At 74.1% G+C, this 19931-nt stretch carries 3 protein-coding genes; all 3 read left to right on the top strand.

Annotation, left to right across the window (positions count from 1 at the left end):
- The first annotated feature begins 26 nt into the window (after nucleotides 1–26).
- From OG788_RS44655 to OG788_RS44645, 3 genes are read left to right on the top strand one after another with little or no spacing between them, the layout of a single operon-like run.
- On the top strand, nucleotides 27–4964 hold the full coding sequence (locus tag OG788_RS44655) for a type I polyketide synthase (protein WP_406376586.1): 4938 nt from the start codon (nucleotides 27–29) through the stop codon (nucleotides 4962–4964).
- 27 nt (nucleotides 4965–4991) lie between these two features.
- A complete protein-coding gene (locus OG788_RS44650) occupies nucleotides 4992–15278 on the top strand; it encodes a type I polyketide synthase (protein ID WP_406376585.1) in 10287 nt (3428 codons plus the stop codon).
- 37 nt (nucleotides 15279–15315) lie between these two features.
- Entirely contained in the window at nucleotides 15316–19929 is a 4614-nt protein-coding gene (locus tag OG788_RS44645; RefSeq protein ID WP_406377013.1) for a type I polyketide synthase, read from the top strand.
- Nucleotides 19930–19931: the final 2 nt, after the last annotated feature.

Genomic DNA, 19931 nt, shown 5'->3' with positions numbered 1-19931 from the left:
GCGACTTCCGAGGGAGCGACATTCCGATGGCGGACGAAGACAGGCTGCGCGACTATCTTGCGCGGACCATCACCGAGTTGCAGCGCACCCGGCAGCGGCTTCAGGAGAGCGAGTCCGCCGGGCACGAGCCGATCGCGATCGTGGCGATGAGCTGCCGTTACCCGGGGGGCGTGGCCTCACCGGAGGAACTGTGGGAACTGCTGGTGGAGGAGCGGGACGCCGTCTCGGGTTTCCCCGCGGACCGCGGCTGGGACCTGGACGCGCTGTACGACCCGGACCCCGGGCATGCGGGGACCGCGTACGTGCGCGAGGGCGGGTTCCTGTACGGAGCCGGGGACTTCGACCCGGAGTTCTTCGGCATCAGCCCACGGGAGGCGTACGCGATCGACCCGCAGCAACGGCTGCTGCTGGAGCTGGCGTGGGAGTCGTTCGAGCGGGCCGGGCTCGACCCCCGGGGACTGAAGGGCAGCCGTACGGGGGTGTTCGCGGGGGTGATGTACGACGACTACGCGTCGCGCCTGTTCCACGCGGTTCCGCAGGAGTACGAGCCGTATCTCGGAAGCGGCAGCGCGGGCAGCATCGCGTCGGGCCGGGTCGCGTACACCTTCGGTCTTGAGGGGCCCGCGGTCACGCTGGACACGGCCTGCTCGTCGTCGCTGGTGGCGGTGCATCTCGCGGCGCAGGCGCTGCGACGCGGCGAGTGCTCGATGGCGCTGGCCGGCGGAGTCACGGTGATGGCGAGCCCGGGGGTCTTCATCGAGTTCAGCCGGCAGCGGGGACTCGCTCCCGACAGCCGCTGCAAGGCGTTCGCGGAAGCCGCCGACGGCACCGCGTGGGGTGAGGGCGCCGGACTGCTGCTGCTGGAGCGCGAGTCGGACGCGCGGGCCAACGGGCACCCGGTGCTCGCGGTGCTGCGGGGGTCCGCGGTCAACCAGGACGGTGCGAGCAGCCAACTGACCGCGCCCAACGGTCCTTCGCAGCAGCGGGTGATCCGCGAGGCGCTTTCGGATGCCGGGCTCTCGACGGCCGACGTGGACGCGGTGGAGGCGCACGGCACGGGTACCCGGCTGGGCGACCCGATCGAGGCGCAGGCCCTGCTGGCGACGTACGGTGGCGGGCGACCCGCGGACCGGCCGCTGCTGCTGGGCTCGGTGAAGTCCAACATCGGGCACACCCAGGCGGCCGCGGGGGTCGCCGGGATCATCAAGCTGGTGCAGGCGATCCGGCACGGGGTGCTGCCGCGGACGCTGCACGTGGACCGGCCGTCGACGCAGGTGGACTGGTCGGCGGGAGCGGTACGACTGCTGTCGCGGGCCGAGACATGGCCGGAGGTGGGGCGGGCGCGCCGGGCGGCGGTGTCGTCGTTCGGCATCAGTGGTACGAACGCGCACCTCATCGTGGAGCAGGCCGGCGACAGGCGGGAACCGACCGACACCGACCCTCCGAGCACGGCAGAAGAGGCCACCGGCGCGCCGCATCGTCCGTTCGTCCCGTGGGTGTTGTCGGCCCGTTCCCCCGAGGCGCTGCGCGCGCAGGCCGAACGGCTGCACCGGCGGCTGTCCGCGCGGACGGCCGTGTCGCCGGTGGACGTGGCGCACGCGCTGGCCACCACCCGCGCCTCGTTCGAGCACCGCGTGGCGGTGGTGGGCCGTACGACGGAGGAACTGCTGGACGGGTTCGCGACGTTCGCCCGCCGGGAGAGCGCCCGCAATGTGCTGCCGGGCACGGCCGGGCCGGCCGGCCGCACGGTGTTCGTCTTTCCCGGGCAGGGATCGCAGTGGCCCGGGATGGCGCGGGCCCTGCTCGCGGGGAACGCCGTCTTTCGTGAGCGGATCCGGGATTGCCACGAAGCGTTGGCGCCACACACCGATTGGTCGCTGCTCGACGTGCTGGAGGAACGGCCGGGCAGCGCCTCCCTGGAGCGGGTCGACGTGGTGCAGCCCGCCCTGTTCGCCGTGATGGTGTCGCTGGCCGCGGTGTGGGAGTCGTACGGGGTACGACCGGACGCGGTGGTCGGGCACTCCCAGGGGGAGATCGCCGCCGCGTACGTCTCCGGGGCGCTGTCGCTGGCCGACGCGGCGCGGATCGTGGCGCTCCGCAGCAGGGCACTGACCGGTCTCGCCGGGCAGGGCGGGATGATGTGGGTCGCGCTCGGCGCGAACGCGGTGGCGGAGCGGATCGGCGAGCTGGACGTGCATGTCGCGGCGGTCAACGGGCCTGGCTCGGTGGTCCTGTCGGGGACTCCGCAGGCGCTGGACGCGTTCGCGGCGGCGTGCTCGGCCGACGAGGTACGTACTCGGCGGGTGCCGGTGGACTACGCCTCGCACTCGCCGCAGGTCGAGGGGCTCCGGGACAGGTTGCTGACCGAGCTTGCCGGCGTCGCGCCCGTCGGCGCCGGGCCGGTCTTCTACTCCACGGTGACCGGCCTGCCGCTGGACGCGGGAGGGCTGGACACCGGCTACTGGTATCGCAATCTGCGGGAGCCGGTGCGGTTCGAGGAGGCCACGCGGGCGCTTGTGGCCGACGGCCACCGTCTGTTCGTCGAGTGCAGCCCGCATGCCGTGCTCACAGCGGGCGTGCAGGAGACGGCTGACGCGCTGGGCGTGACGGTGGCCGCGACAGGCACCTTGCGCCGGGACCGCGACGCCGAGGAGTCGCTGGTGGAGTCGCTGGCCCGGGCCCATGTCCAGGGCGCGGTGGTGGACACGGCGGTGCTGACGGCCGGGCACGGGCCGCAGCCGGTGGAGCTGCCGACGTACGCCTTTCAGCGGCGCCGCTACTGGCTGGAAGAGTCCGCGGAGGGCCGCCGGCTGCGGGCGAGGGCCGCGGGCGGCGACGACGGCGCCGCCTTCTGGGAGGCCGTCAAGCGCGGCGACGTGGAGGATGTGTCGCGCACCCTGGAACTCGGTGCGCACGAGCCGCTCGCCGAGGTGCTGCCGGCGTTGGCCGCCTGGCGCGTCCGCTCCGAGGAGCGTGCGCTGGGCGACCGCCGGCGCTACCGGGTCCGGTGGCGTCCGGTGCCCGAACCGGCCGCCCCGGTGCTGTCGGGAACCTGGCTGCTGGTGGTGCCCGAGGGATACGAGGACGGCGCGGTGGCGGGGCTGTGCCACAAGGCGCTCGCGGGCGCCGGTGCCCGGGTACGGCAGGTGCTGGTCGACCCCGCCACGGCCGGCCCGCAGGATTACGCGCGGCTGCTCGACGGTACGGAGACGGACCGGCCCAGCGGAGTGGTGTCGGTGCTGGCGCTCGCCGACGGACCGCACCCGGCGCACGAGGCGGTGCCGGCGGGAGTGGCCGCGACGGTCGCCCTGGCCGGGGCACTGACCGATGCGGCGAACCCGGCGCCACTGTGGGCGATCACGCGCGGCGGCGTCGCCACCGGCCTGCCCGGCGACGGCCCGGTCTCCCCGGCACAGGCACAGGTGTGGGGGCTGGGGCTCACGGTAGGCCTCGAGCAGCCTCGGCTGTGGGGCGGCCTGCTGGACCTCCCCGAGAACGACGACGACCGTACGGCGGCGCAGGTGGCGGCGGTACTCTCCGGCGGCGGCGCCGAGGACCAGGTCGCGGTCCGGCCCTCGGGTGTGCACGCGCGACGGCTGGTGCCCGCGCCGCGCACGGGCACCGCGCCTGACTGGCGTGCCCGGGGCACCGTGCTGGTCACCGGCGGTACCGGCGGGATAGGCGCCCATGTGGCCCGCTGGCTCGCCGCACGCGGCGCCGAGCACCTCGTCCTGGCCGGGCGGCGCGGGGCTGCCGCGCCCGGAGCCGCGGAGCTGGCGGAGGAGCTGACCGCGACGGGCGTCGGTGTGTCGCTCGTCGCGTGTGATCTCGCCGAACGCGGAGACGTACAGCGTCTGCTGGCCGAGGTACCTCGGGACGTGCCCCTGACCGCTGTCTTCCACGCGGCCGGACTCCCCCAGGACTACACGCCGTTCCAGGACACCGACACCGCCGCGTACGCGCGGGTCGTCGCGGGCAAGACCGGCGGCGCGGACCTCCTCGACGAACTGCTCGCCGGGCGGGAGCTCGACGCGTTCGTGCTGTTCTCCTCCAACGCGGGGGTCTGGGGCAGCGGTGGGCAAGCCGCCTACGCGGCGGGCAACGCCCATCTCGACCTGCTGGCCCACCGGCGGCGCGCCCAGGGGCTGCCGGCGACGTCGGTGGCCTGGGGGGCGTGGGCGGACGGCGGCATGCTGGCGCGTTCCTCGGCAGCCGAAGAGCTGGAGCGGCGCGGCCTGCGGGCCATGACTCCCCGAACTGCCCTCGGTGTCCTCGGCGAGGCGCTCGCCGACGGCGAGACGACGCTGTCGGTCGCCGACATGGACTGGGCTCGGTTCGCGCCGAGTTACACCGCGCTGCGGCCCAGCCGGCTGCTGGCGGAGATACCGGAGGTCCTGGAGGCGGCCGACGAGGCCGAGGGTGCCGGGGCACCGGACGGTGATGTGCTCGCGGCGCTGCGGGATCGGCTGGCGCCGTTGTCCGGGGCGGCCAGAGCCGAGCTGGTGCTGGGCCTGGTGCGCGCCGAGGTGGCGGCGACGCTCGGACACGCCGGTGTTGACGCGGTGGCCGACGACCGGGCGTTCACCGAACTCGGATTCGACTCCGTCACCGCCCTGGAACTGCGCAACCGGCTGGGTGGTGCGGTCGGCCTGCGGCTGCCCGCGGCGGTGGTGTTCGACTTCCCGACGGCCGCTGCGCTGGCTGGGCACCTCGTGACGGAACTGGTCGGCGCCAACGACGGCGTGCAGGCCCTGGCCGCTCAACTGGACAGGCTGGAGCGTGCGTTGTTCGCCGAACCACCCGCCGATGACCTGCCACCGGGCATTGCCGACAGGCTCAGCTCCCTGGCACGGCGGCTGACCGGCGAGCGCACGGTCGGGACGGAGGCCGACGACTCGGCGCTGCTGACCGCCTCGGACGACGAACTCTTCGACGCCCTGGACAGCGAACTCGGAACTCTCTGACGTACTGACGAAGGGTGGGGCGTGGCCATGTCGAACGAGTCGAGCCGATCGAACGAGGAGAGGCTCCGCGATTATCTGCGGCGGGCGACGGCGGACCTGCGCCAGGCCAAGCGCAGGCTCCAGGAGGCAGAGGACGAGCGGTACGAGCCGATCGCCGTCGTCGGCATAGGCTGCCGCTTCCCCGGCGAGGTGCGGACTCCGGAGGACCTGTGGCGCCTGATCGCCGCCGGCACGGACGCGATCGGACCGTTCCCCGCCGACCGCGGCTGGGATCTGGCGGCGCTCTACGATCCCGACCCGGAGACATCGGGCACCTGCTACACGCGGGAGAGCGGCTTCCTGCACGACGCGGGCGACTTCGACGCGGCGTTCTTCGGAATCAGCCCGCGCGAGGCACTCGCCGCCGATCCGCAGCAGCGGCAACTGCTGGAGGTCGGCTGGGAGGCCGTCGAGCACGCCGGGATCGACCCCGTCACCCTGCGCGGCACCCGTACCGGTGTCTTCGCCGGGGTGATCTCCCACGACTACCGGCCGCAGTCCTACCAGGACGGCGAAAGCCTGGAGGGATACGTCCTCACCGGGACGACCAGCAGCGTGGCGTCCGGTCGGGTGGCGTACACACTCGGCCTGGAAGGGCAGGCGGTGTCACTCGACACGGCCTGCTCGTCCTCACTGGTCGCCATCCATCTCGCGGCACAGGCACTGCGGCGCGGGGAATGCACGCTGGCGCTGGCCGGCGGCGTGACCGTGATGGGCAGTCCGGGCGCGTTCGTCGAGTTCAGCCGACAGCGCGGGCTCGCCCCCGACGGGCGCTGCAAGGCGTTCGCGGCGACGGCTGACGGAACCAACTTCGCCGAGGGCGTCGGGATACTTGTCCTTGAGCGGCTCTCGGACGCCCGGCGCAACGGGCGCGACATCCTCGCTGTCGTGCGCGGCTCGGCGGTCAACCAGGACGGCGCCTCCAACGGCCTCACCGCGCCCAACGGCCCCGCCCAGCAGCGCGTCATCCGTCAGGCGCTGGCGAGCGCCCGGCTGGGTCCGGCCGACGTCGACGCCGTGGAGGCGCACGGCACGGGCACCCGCCTGGGTGACCCGATCGAGGCGGAGGCGGTCCTCGCCACCTACGGGCGCGAGCGCGAACGACCGCTCTACCTGGGCTCGGTGAAGTCCAACATCGGCCACACGCAGGCCGCGGCGGGGGTCGCCGGCGTCATCAAGATGATCGGCGCGATGCGACAAGGGATGCTGCCGCCGACCCTGCACGTCGACGAGCCGACCCCGCATGTCGACTGGTCGGCAGGAGGTGTCACGGTCGTCACCGAGCCGACCGCCTGGCCCAGGACCGGGCGCCCGCGGCGGGCGGCGGTCTCGGCGTTCGGCATCAGCGGAACGAACGCACATCTGATCCTGGAGCAGGCCCCGGAGCCGGTGGGGATCCAGACGGACGGAGCGGACAGCGCCCCCGAGGAGACCGAGACCACCGGCATCGCCCCGGCCGGGACTGAGGCCGCCCGCGACGCCGCCGTCGGCCCGGAGGCCGGCGCCGTGCCTGTGCCATGGCTGTTGTCGGCCAAGACCGATGGGGCACTGCGTGTTCAGGCCAGGCGGCTGCTGGCGCACGCCGGCGAGCGCCCGGACCTGGCCACCGCGGACATCGCGCGCTCCCTGATCACCACGCGCACGACGTTCGAGCGGCGGGCGGCAGTGTTGGGCGTGTCCCCCGACGAGCTGCTCGCGGGCCTGACGGCACTGGCCGAGGCTCGCGACCACGAGAGCGTTCTGGCGGGCGCCGTCGGACGTCCGGCGAAGGTCGCCTTTCTCTTCTCCGGGCAGGGCTCTCAACAGCCAAGCATGGGAAGGGAGTTGTACGAGAGGTTCCCCGTCTTCGCGAAGGCGTTGGACGAGGTGTGCGCCCTGCTCGATCCGCACCTCGAACTGTCCCTGCGAGACGTCATGTTCGGACAGGACGCCGATCTGCTCGGACAGACCCTCTACACACAGACAGCCCTGTTCGCCTTCCACACCGCACTGTTCAAACTGCTCACAAGCTTCGGCGTACGGCCCGACTTCCTCGCCGGACACTCCATCGGCGAGATCTCCGCCGCCCACGCCGCAGGCGTCCTCTCCCTCCACGACGCCACCAAACTCGTCGCGGCCCGGGCACGGCTCATGCAGCAACTCCCACCCGGCGGCGCCATGATCGCCATCGAAGCCACCGAGGAAGAACTCCTTCCGGGACTGGAGGAGTTCGGCGACCGGATAGCCATCGCAGCCGTCAACAGCCCGACCTCCATCGTCCTTTCCGGCGACCAAACACCCGTCAACGAACTCGCCGCACTCTGGCAAAAGCGCGGACGACGGACCCGACGCCTGGACGTCAGCCACGCCTTCCACTCCCCCCACATGGACCCCATCCTCGAACAGTTCCGCTCCACCGCAGCGGAACTCACCTACAACCCACCCACCATCCCCCTCGCCTCCAACCTCACCGGCACCCTCGCCTCACCGGAGGACCTCACCTCCCCTGAGTACTGGGTCCACCACATCCGCAACACCGTCCGCTTCCATCACAGCGTCCAGACACTGCACGCCGCGGGCGCCACCGTGCACGTCGAGCTGGGACCGGGGGCGACTCTGACGCCCCTGGTGCACCAGGCCCTGGACGACACCGTTGCAGTGCCGGCCCAGCACCCCGACTTGATCAGGGCCCTGGCCGGGCTTCACACCCACGGCGTGGCGGTGGACTGGACGCCCTTGCTCGCGGGAACCCACACGGTCCCGCTGCCCACGTACGCCTTCGAGCACGAGCGGTACTGGATCGAGTCGGCCTTCAGCCCGTCCTCCGCCGGAGCGGGTGAGGAAGTCGGGGACGCGGAGTTCTGGGACGCCGTGGAGCACGGCGATCCGGAGGAACTGGCCCGCCGCCTCGAGATCGGAGAGGACGCTCCACTGGGCGAACTGCTGCCCGCTCTCGCCGACTGGCGGCGCCGGGCGCGGGAGAGTTCGCAGGTCGACCGGTGGCGCTATCGCGTGATGTGGCAGCCGGCGACGCGGAGCGAGCGGGCCTCGCTCAAGGGCACCTGGCTGGTCGTCGTTCCCGCGGCATACGCGGACGACCCGGCCGTGGAGCTGGCCGGCACCGCGCTGGCCCGGCAAGGCGCGAGGGCCGTGGTCCTGACCGCCCCTGAGGCGGCGCCCAGCGCCTGGTTCGCGGCCCGGCTGCGCGAGGCGGGTGACGGACTCGGTGGTGTCGTCTCGCTGCTGGGCCTCGACCGGCAGCCGCATCCGGCGCACCCCGCGGTCCCGGCAGGAGCTGCGGGGACACTGGCCCTGGTGCGGGGACTGGCCGACAGCGGTTCCTCGGCACGGCTGTGGGCGGTCACACGCGGTGGCGTGGTGTGCGGCGTCGCCGGGGACGGCGAGGCATCGGGCGGTCAGGCGCAGTTGTGGGGGCTCGGTCGCGTGGTCGCCCTGGAGCAACCGCGGCTGTGGGGCGGTCTGGTGGACCTGCCGACGGTGACTCAGGAGCGCACCGCCGCTGATCTCGCCGCCGTGCTGGCCGGACTCGGCGACGAGGACCAGGTGGCCCTGCGCCATGCCGGGCCGCTGGTTCGCCGACTGGTCCGGGCGCCGCTGGTGCGCCGGACCCCGGAGCCCACGCCGTGGAACCCCCGCGGCACCGTACTGGTCACCGGGGGCACAGGCGGCATCGGCGGGCATCTCTCCCGGTGGCTGGCCGCGCACGGTGCCGACCATCTGGTACTGGCGGGGCGGCGCGGGCGGGCAGCGCCGGGCGCGCCGGAGCTGGCGGCGGAACTGGAGGACCTCGGTGTGCGGGTGACGCTCGCCGCCTGCGATGTGAGCGACCCGTCGGCGCTGGCGGACCTGGTGTCGGAACATCCGCCGACAGCCGTGTTCCACGCCGCGGGCAGCGCGCAGGCGTACACACCGGTGGTGGACACCGATCTGGACGAGTACGCGCGGGTGGTGTCCGGCAAGGTCGCGGGCGCGGAGCACCTGGCCACGCTGCTGGCGGACCGCGACCTGGACGCCTTCGTGCTGTTCTCCTCCAACGCGGGCGTCTGGGGCAGCGGCGGGCAGGCCGCGTACGCTGCGGGCAACGCCCATCTCGACGGGCTGGCCGAGCAGTTGCGCGCGGGCGGCCTGCGGGCGCTGTCGGTCGCCTGGGGGGCCTGGGCGGACGGCGGGATGGCCGAGCTGGACGGCGCCACCGACCTGCTGGAGCGGCGCGGTATCCGCCCCATGGCGCCGGCTCTGGCGCTCGGCGCGCTGCGGCAGACCCTCACCGACGGCGAGGCCCTGCTGTCGGTCGCGGACATGGAGTGGGAACGGTTCGCCCCGAGCTACACGTCGGTCCGCCCGAGCCCACTGCTCGACTCGATTCCCGAGGTGCGGGCGGCGCTCATGGAGTCCGGGGACACCACCGGGCGTGAAGCCACCGCGTCGGCGCTGGCCGCGGAAGTTGCCGCGGTCTCACCGCGCGAGCAGCGAGCACTCGTAGGCAGGCTGGTCCGCGGCGAGATCGCGGCGGTGCTCGGGCACACCTCGATCGGAGCCGTGCCGCCCGATCGCGCCTTCAAGGACCTCGGCTTCGACTCGCTGACCGCTCTGGAGGTACGCAACCGGGTCAACCGGGTCACCGGTCTGCGCCTGCCGGCGGTGGCGGTCTTCGACCATCCGACGCCGGCGGCGTTGGCCGGCCACGTCCTGGCGGAACTGCTGGAGAGCGGCGGACCCGCGGAAACCGAGCGGGCGCGTGGCCCGGTCGAGGACGGCGAACCGATCGCCGTGATCGGGATGAGCTGCCGCTACCCGGGCGGGGTGGCGTCCCCTGACGACCTGTGGCAGTTGGTGGCCGAGGGCCGCGACGCGATCTCCGGTTTTCCCACAGATCGCGGCTGGGACCTCCCGGGTCTGTACGACTCGGACCCGGACGGCGTGGGCACCTCCTATGCCCGGCACGGCGGCTTCCTCGACGGCGCCGCGGACTTCGACGCGGCCTTCTTCGGCGTCAACCCGCGCGAGGCGCTCGCCGCCGACCCCCAGCAGCGCATCCTGCTGGAGAGCGCGTGGGAGGCCGTCGAGCACGCCGGGATCGACCCGACGACGCTGCGCGGCAGCCGCACCGGCGTGTTCGTCGGGGTGTTCGCACAGGAGTACGCGGCCCGGCTGCGCAGCGTCCCGGACGGCGTCGAGGGCTATCTCGCCTCGGGCAACGTCACCAGTGTGGCGTCCGGCCGGATCTCCTACACGCTGGGCCTGGAGGGTCCGGCGGTCTCGGTGGACACCGCCTGCTCATCCTCGCTGGTGGCGCTGCACATGGCGTGCCGTGCGCTGCGCGGCGGCGAGTGCGACCTCGCGTTGGCCGGTGGCGCCACGGTCGTGGTGACGCCGAACATCTTCACCGAGTTCAGCCGGCAACGGGGACTGTCCCCCGACGGGAGGTGCCGGTCCTTCGCCGCCGCCGCGGACGGCACCGGATTCGGCGAGGGCGCGGGGCTGCTGATGGTGGAGCGGTTGTCGGACGCGCTGCGCAACGGACACCGGGTGCTCGCGGTGATCCGCGGCAGCGCGGTCAACCAGGACGGTGCCTCCAACGGCCTCACGGCGCCCAGTGGTTCCTCCCAGCAGCGGGTCATCCGGGACGCGCTCGCCGACGCCCGGCTGTCCACGGCGGACGTGGACGCCGTGGAGGCGCACGGCACCGGCACGACTCTGGGCGACCCGATCGAGGCGCAGGCGTTGCTCGCCACGTATGGGCAGGACCGTACGGAACCTCTGTACCTGGGCTCGTTGAAGTCGAACATCGGGCACACCCAGGCCGGTGCGGGTGTCGGCGGAGTCATCAAGATGGTCGAGGCGCTCCGGCACGGCGTACTGCCGCGAACACTGCACGTGGACGCACCCTCGCCGCACGTCGACTGGACGGCGGGGAAAGTGGAACTGCTCGCCGAGCAGCGGCCGTGGCCCGAGGTGGGCCGGCCGCGGCGGGCAGGGGTGTCCTCGTTCGGACTGAGCGGGACCAACGCCCACGTGGTGCTTGAGCAGGCACCCGAGCAGGGGACCGCCGAGCCCTCGGAGGCGCCCGGCGATCCGGCGGTGTCCGGCACCTCGCCGTCGCCGGTGTCCGGGCTCTCGGTATGGCCGGTGTCCGCGCGGACCGAGCCCGCGCTGCGCGCACTGGCCGGGCGACTGCACGCGCTGGCCACCGCGCTTGCGGACGACGCGCCGGCCGACGCCGGACGCGCGCTGGCGGTGCAGCGGGCCACCTTCGACCGGCGGGCCGTGGTGGTGGCCGCGGACCGGGACACGCTGCTCGACGGCTTGGCGGAGATGGCGCGCGGCGGCGAGAGCGACTCCGTCGTGCGCGGCACCGCCACGGAACTCGGCGGCACGGTCTTCGTGTTTCCGGGCCAGGGGTCGCAGTGGCCCGCGATGGCACGGGAGCTGCTGGTGTCCTCACCGGTGTTCCGGGAGCGGATCGAGAGCTGCGCGAGGGCGCTGGAGCCGTTCACCGACTGGTCGCTGGTGGACGTCCTCACCGAGCGGCCGGGGGCCGCGTCGCTGGAACGGGTGGACGTGGTCCAGCCCGTTCTGTGGGCCATGATGGTGTCACTCGCGGCGGTGTGGGAGGCGTACGGCGTTCGCCCGGACGCGGTCGTGGGCCACTCCCAGGGCGAGATCGCCGCCGCCACCGTGGCGGGCGCGCTCGATCTCGACGACGGGGCGCGGGTGGTCGCCCTGCGCAGCGCCGCCCTGAAGGCGCTCTCCGGCCAGGGCGGCATGATGTCCGTGCAGTTGGCGGCGGATGCGGTGCGCGAGCGGGTCTCGGCAGGCGCCGATCTCAGCGTGGCCGCGGTCAACGGGCCGACCTCCACGGTGGTGTCCGGCGCCCCGGACGCCCTGGACGCGCTCGCGGCGGACTGCGAGGCCGCAGGAGTACGGGTCCGCCGGGTGCCCGTGGACTACGCCTCGCACGGTCCGCACGTGGCACGGGTCGAGGCGGAGGTGACGGAGCTGCTCGCCGGGATCCGGCCCCGCTCCACGGACGTCGCGTTCTACTCCACCGTCACCGCCGGCATCTTGGACACGGCGGAACTGGGCCCGGAGTACTGGTACCGGAACCTGCGCCAGACGGTGCAACTGCGCCCCACGGTCGAGGCGTTGATCGACGACGACCACCGGCTGTTCGTCGAGGTGAGCCCGCATCCGGTGTTGACCGTGCCGCTCCAGGAGACCGCGGAGGCGGCGACGGAGGCGACGGTGGCGGTGATCGGCACGCTGCGCAGGGACCACGGCGACGCCACCGAGGTGCTGACCGCACTCGCGCGGGTGCACACCGCGGGCGGGCCGGTCGACCGGGCCGCGCTCGCGGGCGGGGCTCCGCGCCGGGCGGTCGACCTGCCGACGTATCCCTTCCAGCGGCAGCGGTTCTGGCTGGAGGCACCGGCCGGCACCGGCGACCTCGCCGGGGCAGGCCTCGCCGGTGCGGACCACGCGCTGCTCGGCGCGGCGGTGGAACTGGCAGACGGGTCGAGCGTCCTCACCGGCCGGGTGTCCCTGACGACCCACCCCTGGATCGCCGACCACGCGGTCGCCGGGACCGTGCTGCTGCCGGGAACCGCGTTCGTGGACCTCGCCCTGCACGCGGCCGCCGGAAGCGGCGGGGGCGGCCTGCGCGAGCTGACCCTGCACACCCCGCTGACGCTGCCGGAGGACGGCGCAGTGGACCTTCAGGTCGCGGTCGTCCCCGGTGAGGACGAGACACTGCGCACCCTCACCGTGCACGCCCGCCCGGTCGGAGGCACCGACGGTTTCGACGGAGCGGCCTGGACACACCACGCCACCGCCGTCCTCGACTCCGCCACCGGCCCCGGTACGACGACCGTCCTCGGCGCCGCCTCCGGGACGTGGCCGCCGGAGGGCGCCGAAGCCCTGGACACCGAGGCCTTCTACGACGGTCTCGCGGACGCCGGTTACGACTACGGACCGGCGCTGCGCGGCCTGCGCGCCGCCTGGCGGACCCCGGACGCAATCCTCGCGGAGATCGCCCTGCCCGAGCAGATCGGCGCGAGCGGGCACGGTATCCACCCAGCGCTGCTGGACGCGGCGCTGCACGCCATCGCCGCGGACGGCCTGCGCAAGAGCGACGACCGGCGGGTACGGCTGCCGTACGCGTTCGGCGACGTCGTCCTGCACGCGCGAGGCGCCACCGCGCTGCGCGCCCGGCTCACCATCGTCTCCGAACAGCCCGAACAGTTGACGGTGAGCGCCGAGATCGCCGACGCCGACGGGCGACCGGTGCTGTCCGTCGGCAGCCTGGTCCTCCGTCAGGTGGCGGCGGCAGCCACTGTCCGACCCCGGTCCCTCTACGAGATCGCGTGGCCACGACTGGACGGCGACGGTACGGCGGTCCCGGGCCGCTGGGCGCTGTTCGGCACGGACGCCGAGGGACTCGTCCCGCAGGAGGATGTGCACGCCGGTCCAGCGGCGCTGGCGGCCGCAGTCGACGCGGGCCTGCCGGTGCCGGAGGCGGTGCTGGCCCCGCTTCCGGTGGACGCTCGGGACCCCGTCCAGGGCGCGCACGCGGCGGCACAGCACGTGCTCGCCCTGGCGCAGGAGTGGCTCGCCGAGCCCCGGTTCGGGGCGTCACGGCTGGTGGTGGTCACCAGGAACGCCGTCGCCGTCCACGACGACGACGGGCCGGCCGACCCGGCCCGGCTGGCGCACGGCACCGTGCCCGGCCTGCTGCGGTCCGCCGCGGCGGAGAACCCCGGGCGTTTCCTCCTGCTGGACCTCGACGGTACGGCCGCCTCCGACGCGGCCGCTCCCGGCGCGCTGGCCGCAGCCCTCGCCGGGGACGAGCCGGAGGTGGCGGTGCGCGAAGGCGTGGCCCTGGTGCGCAGGCTCAGCAGGGCCACGCCCGGAGAGATCCCCTCCGAAGACCGACTCGACGGCTCTGGCGGCTCCGTCGACTTCGACGGCGAGGGGCCCGTCCTGCTCACCGGAGGCACCGGCACCCTCGGTGCGCAAGTGGCCCGCCACCTCGTGACCAGGCGCGGCGTACGCCGCCTTCTGCTCGCCGGCCGTCAGGGGGCACAGGCGCCGGGGGCGGCCGAACTGGCGGCCGAACTGACCGCCGCCGGTGCCGAGGTGGAGATCGCGGCCTGCGACGCCGCCGACGCCGATGCGCTCCGCGGGCTGCTGGCCGGGCGTGAACTCTCCGGAGTGGTGCACGCGGCCGGCGTCCTCGACGACGCAACGCTCTCCTCGCTCACGAACGGGCAGCTGACCCGGGTGCTGCGACCCAAGGTGGACGCGGCGTGGAATCTGCACACGCTGACCGAGGACCGCCCCGGCACGCCGCTCGTCCTCTTCTCGTCGGCCTCGGCGATCCTCGGCAGCCCCGGACAGGCCAACTACGCTGCGGCCAACGCCTTCCTGGACGCGCTGGCCCACCACCGCAGGAGCCGCGGGCTGCCCGCCGTCTCCCTGTCGTGGGGGCTGTGGGCGCAGGCGAGCGGGATGACCGGGCACCTGGACGACAGTGACCTGCGCCGCATCGGGCAGGGCGGAATCCTGCCGCTCGAGGGTGTGGAGGCACTGGACCTGCTCGACGCTGCGCTCGGTCTCGGCCGGCCGGCTCTGGCACCGGTCCGGCTGGACGCGGCCGCCCTGCGTTCACGGGCCGCGGAGACCGGCGCCGTCCCGGGAGTGCTGAGGGCGCTGGTCCGGGCGGCGGACACCGGGGCCGCGGCCGGGGACGACCTGCTGCGGCGCCTGGCGGTCCTGGACGAGGAAGGGCGGCGGACCGCCGTACTCACCCTGGTCAGGGAGGCGGCGGCGGCCGTGCTGGGCCACGCCGATCCGCAGGCGCTGGAGGAGGACCTGCCCTTCAAGGATCTCGGATTCGACTCGCTCACCGGGGTGTCTCTGCGCAACCGCCTCGGCACGGCTACCGGGCTGCGGCTGCCGGCCACCCTCGTCTTCGACCATCCGACGGCGCGGGCCCTGGCCGACTGGCTGCTGTCGCGGCTGGAGCCCTCGGAGGCGGGAACCGCTCCGATACTCACCGAACTCGACGGCATCGCGGCGGAGTTGACGCGTCTGGGTGCCGACTCAGGTCTGCGCGACCAGGTGGCCGACCGGCTCCGCGCCCTCCTGCGGGACGTCGCGTCGACCGGAGACACGGACAGCGGCGAGGACCACGGCCGGGACGGTGGCGAACGCATCGCGTCCGCTTCCGCCGAGGAGATTTTCGACCTGATCGACAACGAACTGGGCGTCGTCTGATGAGCACGGCCACACCGGCGAGCCGAGGAAAGGGCAACTGATGGCCAGCGAAGAGGAACTCGTCGCGTATCTGCGGCGGGTCACCGCCGACCTCCAGCAGACCCGGCGCAGGCTGGCGCAGGCCGAGGAGAGGGCGCACGAGCCGATCGCCGTCATAGGCATGAGCTGCCGCTACCCGGGCGAGGTCCGTACGCCGGAGGAGCTGTGGCGGCTGGTCGACGAGGAAGTGGACGCCGTCGGCGGCTTCCCGGCCGAACGCGGCTGGGACGTCGAGCAGCTCTACCATCCCGACCCCGACAGGTCCGGCACCGTCACCACCCGGCAGGGCGGCTTCCTGCGCGACGCCGACCGGTTCGACGCCGCGTTCTTCGGGATCTCGCCCCGGGAGGCGCCGGCCATCGACCCACAGCAGCGGATCCTGCTGGAGACCTCGTGGGAGGCGTTCGAGCACGCCGGGATCGACCCGCGTGACCTGCGCGGCAGCCGGACCGGGGTGTACGCGGGCGTGATGTACAACGACTACGGCGCCCGGCTCCAGCACCGCCCGCCCGAGGAGGCCGAAGGCCTGCTCGGCAGCGGCAGCGCGGGCAGCGTGGCGTCCGGCCGGATCGCGTACACCTTCGGCTTCGAGGGCCCGGCCGTCACCGTGGACACGGCATGCTCCTCGTCCCTGGTCGCGGTGCATCTGGCCGCGAGGGCGCTGAGGTCCGGGGAGTGCACGCTGGCACTGGCCGGCGGGGTCGCGGTGATGGCGACCCCGGCGACCTTCGTCGAGTTCAGCAGACAGCGCGGACTGGCGCCCGACGGCCGGTGCAAGGCGTTCTCGGCCGACGCCGATGGCACCGGCTGGGCGGAGGGTGCCGGACTGCTGCTGCTGGAGCGGCTGTCCGAAGCCGAGGCCAACGGGCACCGCGTGCTGGCGGTGATCCGCAGCTCGGCGGTGAACCAGGACGGCGCGTCCAACGGCCTCACCGCCCCCAACGGGCCCTCGCAGGAACGGCTGATCCGGCAAGCGCTCGCCGACGCCCGGCTCGCGCCCGCCGACGTGGACGCCGTCGAGGCGCACGGCACCGGCACCCGGCTGGGCGACCCGATCGAGGCGCAGGCACTGCTCGCCACGTACGGGCAGAACCGTGAACAGCCCTTGCTGCTGGGGTCGGTGAAGTCGAACATCGGGCACACACAGGCAGCCGCCGGGGCCGCCGGAATCATCAAGATGGTGCACGCCCTGCGCGCCGGGGTGCTTCCCCGCACCCTCCATGCCGACCGCCCGACCCCGCACGTCGACTGGTCGGCGGGCCGGGTCCGGCTGCTCACCGAACGGGTTCCGTGGCCGGACGCAGGGCGTCCGCGACGGGCCGCGGTGTCGTCGTTCGGCATCAGCGGCACGAACGCGCACGTGATCCTGGAACAGGCTCCACCACCACGCACGTCGGCGGGCGGTGGGACGCCGAGGGCCACGTCGCCGGAAACGGGGCGGACGAGGACCGACGCGGAACCGCTGACGGAGGCCTCACAAGACACGCCTCCGCTCCCCTGGCTGCTGTCCGCCCGAACCGAGACCGCGCTCGCCGCGCAGGCCGCGCGGCTGCACACCCATCTGACGGGCCGTCCGGACCTGCGCCCGCAGGACGTCGCCCGCACCCTGGCCGGACGGACCCGGTTCGACCATCGCGCCGCGGTGACCGGCGCCGACCGGGAGCAACTCCTCGCCGGGCTGGCCTCCTTGGCCCGCGGAGACAGCGGCGAACCGGTGCTGCTCGGCTCCGGCAGGCCCGGGCGCACCGCGTTCCTCTTCACCGGACAGGGCGCCCAGCACCCTGGGATGGGACGGGAACTGGCCGCCGCCCACCCCGTCTTCGCCGACACCCTGGCCGAGGTGGCCGATCTGTTCGCCCCCCATCTCGAACGCCCCTTGAGGGACGTGCTGTTCACACCGGGCGAGCCGCTCGACGAAACCCTCTACACCCAACCGGCGCTGTTCGCCTACGAGGTCGCGCTCCACCGGCTTCTGCGGCACTGGAACGTCACGCCCGACCTCCTGGCGGGCCATTCCGTCGGCGAACTGGCGGCCGCCACGGCGGCCGGCGTACTCGACCTCCCGTCGGCCGTGCGACTGGTCGCTGTCCGGGCCCGGCTGATGCAAGGACTGCCTCCGGGGGGCATGACCGCACTGGACACCGACGAGGCGACCGCCTTGGCGCTGCTGGACGGGCGGACCGACCTGCTGTCGGTGGCGGCCGTGAACGCGCCAGGATCGGTCGTCGTGTCCGGCGACCCACGCGCGCTCGCCGAGGTCGAGGAGGAGTGGCGCCGCCGAGGCGGCCGCAGCCGGCGTCTCACGGTCGGCGGCGCCTTTCACTCCCCGCTCACGGACACCGTGCTCGCCGAGTTCCGCGCGGTCGCCGAAGGCATCGAGTACCGGCCGCCGTCGGTCCCTGTCGTCTCCACGCTCACCGGCCGCACGGCCGAAGGTGACGACCTGGTCACCGCCGACTACTGGACCCGCCAACTGCGGCACACCGTACGGTTCCAGAACGCGGTGACCGAACTGCGCCGGCTCGGTGTCACGACCCTGCTGGAGATCGGCCCCGCGCCGACGCTCACCGTGCTGGCCAGGCGCACCCTGGAGGCGGACGCATCGGCACCACCGGTGCGTGCCGTGCCCACGGCACGGCCGGAACGTGCCGAGACGGCGGCGCTCCTGGCGGCCGCCGCCGAAGCGCACGTGCAGGGCGTACCGGTGGACTGGCCGACAGTCGCGCGTGGTGCGGGCGCCCTGGTCGAACTGCCCGGCTACGCCTTCCAGCGCGAGCGGTACTGGCTGGACACGCCGTCCGTGGCGGCGGCCGGCACCGAGGAGTCGGCACTCTGGGACGCGGTCGACCGCGCCGACTCGGCGTCCGTCGCGGAGATCCTGCACCTGGAGCACACCGGTCCGCTCCGCCCGGTCGTGGAGGCGTTGTCCGCCTGGCGGCGCCGCCCGCACTGGCCGCACCGCCTGACCTGGCGCCCCGTCCCGGTGCCGGACCGTACGGCCCCCGGCGGGCCCTGGGCGCTGCTCTGTCCTGCCGATCCCTTGCACGGCCGAGCGACGCTGGACGCCGTCGCCGACGCGCTCAGCGCCCAGGGAGCCGAGGTGGTCCGGGTCGCCGACGTGCCCGGCGGGGTCGCCGACGTGCCGGGCGCGGCGCTCGACGGGCGGCCGTGGACCGGAGTGCTGGCCTTTCCGGCACGGGATGCGGCCGACCCCGTCACCGCCACGCTGGGGACGCTCGACGCGCTCGCGTCCGCGGAGTTCCCGGCCCCGCTGTGGGTGGTCACCGCGGGCGGCGTAGCGGTCGACGAGGCCGACGACGACGGGCCCGACCTTGCGCAGGCCGCCCTGTGGGGGCTGGCCCACGGGCTGTCCGTCGAGCGTCCCGGTGCGTGGGGCGGGATCGTCGACCTGCCTCCGGGTACGGCCCCCGATCCGCGCTCGGCGGCCAGGCTGGCCCGGTTCCTGGCCGCGCCGGACGGCGAGGACCAGGTGGCCGTGCGCGGGCCCGAACTGTACGGGCGGCGTCTGGTGGCGGCCCCGGCGCCCCGCCAGGACGAGGTCAAGGTGCCGCCGGGCACGGTCCTGGTCACCGGCGGCACGACCGGGCTGGGCCGGGACGCGGCCCGCTGGCTCGCCCGGCACGGCGCCGAGCACCTGCTGCTGACCCGTGCTCCCGGCGCCCCGGCCGAGGTGGACCCGTATCTGGCCGAGCACGGCGCCGGGGTGACCACCGTGGTCTGGGATCCCTCCGGACGGGAGGCGCCGGCCGCTCCGGAGGTCCAGGCCCTGATCCCGGCCGCCGTCGTGCACATCGTGGTCCCGCCCGGCCCGCCTCCCACCGCCGCGCTCGACCCGGACCGAGCCGGCCGGGAGCTCGACCGGGTGCGGGCACAGGCGGACGTCCTGGCAAACATCGCCGACCGGGCCCCCGGCACGACGCTGCTGTTCCTGGGCGGCGCCAACGGGCTCCTCGGGGGACCCGGCGCCGCCAACGAGGGCCCGGCGCAGGCGTATCTCACCGCGCTGGCCGGGCGCAGGACCGCCGCCGGCCGCCCCACCTCGGCGCTGCTGTGGGGCCCTTGGTCACGGGACGGCACCGTGGAGGGACCTCGGGGGCACGGGCTGCGTCCGGTGCCTGCGGAGGCGGCGATGGAGCATCTGGCCCGCGCGTTCGGCGAGGGCGGCGCACGGCTCGTGATCGCCGACCCGGACTGGGAGCGGCTGCTGCCGGAGTTCGGCGGGGACCGCCCTCGCCCCCTCCTGTCCGAGCTGCCGCCGGCGGCCCGGCTGCTGCGGGCCGCGGCGGTCGAGGGTCGCCCGCTGTCGTGGCGGCGGCGCCTGGCCGAGGCCACCGACGAGGACGTGCCGTCCGTGCTCCTGGATCTCGTCCGTACCCAGGCGGCGGTGGTGCTGGGGCTGCCGGGGCCGGACGACGTGCCCGCGGAGGAGACGTTCCTCGGCATCGGGTTCGCCTCGCTGACCGCGCTCGAACTCAACAACCGGCTGCGGGACGTGGCCGGTCTGTCCGTCCCGGCCACCGGGATCTACGACTTCCCCACGCCGACGGAGCTCGCCCGCTTCCTCAGCGCTTCGTTGCCCATCACCCCGTAAGG

This window comes from Streptomyces sp. NBC_00647 (assembly GCF_045207245.1).
In the GTDB taxonomy this organism is placed as follows: domain Bacteria; phylum Actinomycetota; class Actinomycetes; order Streptomycetales; family Streptomycetaceae; genus Streptomyces.
The sequence above is the reverse complement of the archived record's forward strand: the minus strand, read 5'-3'. Positions and strand labels throughout refer to the sequence as shown.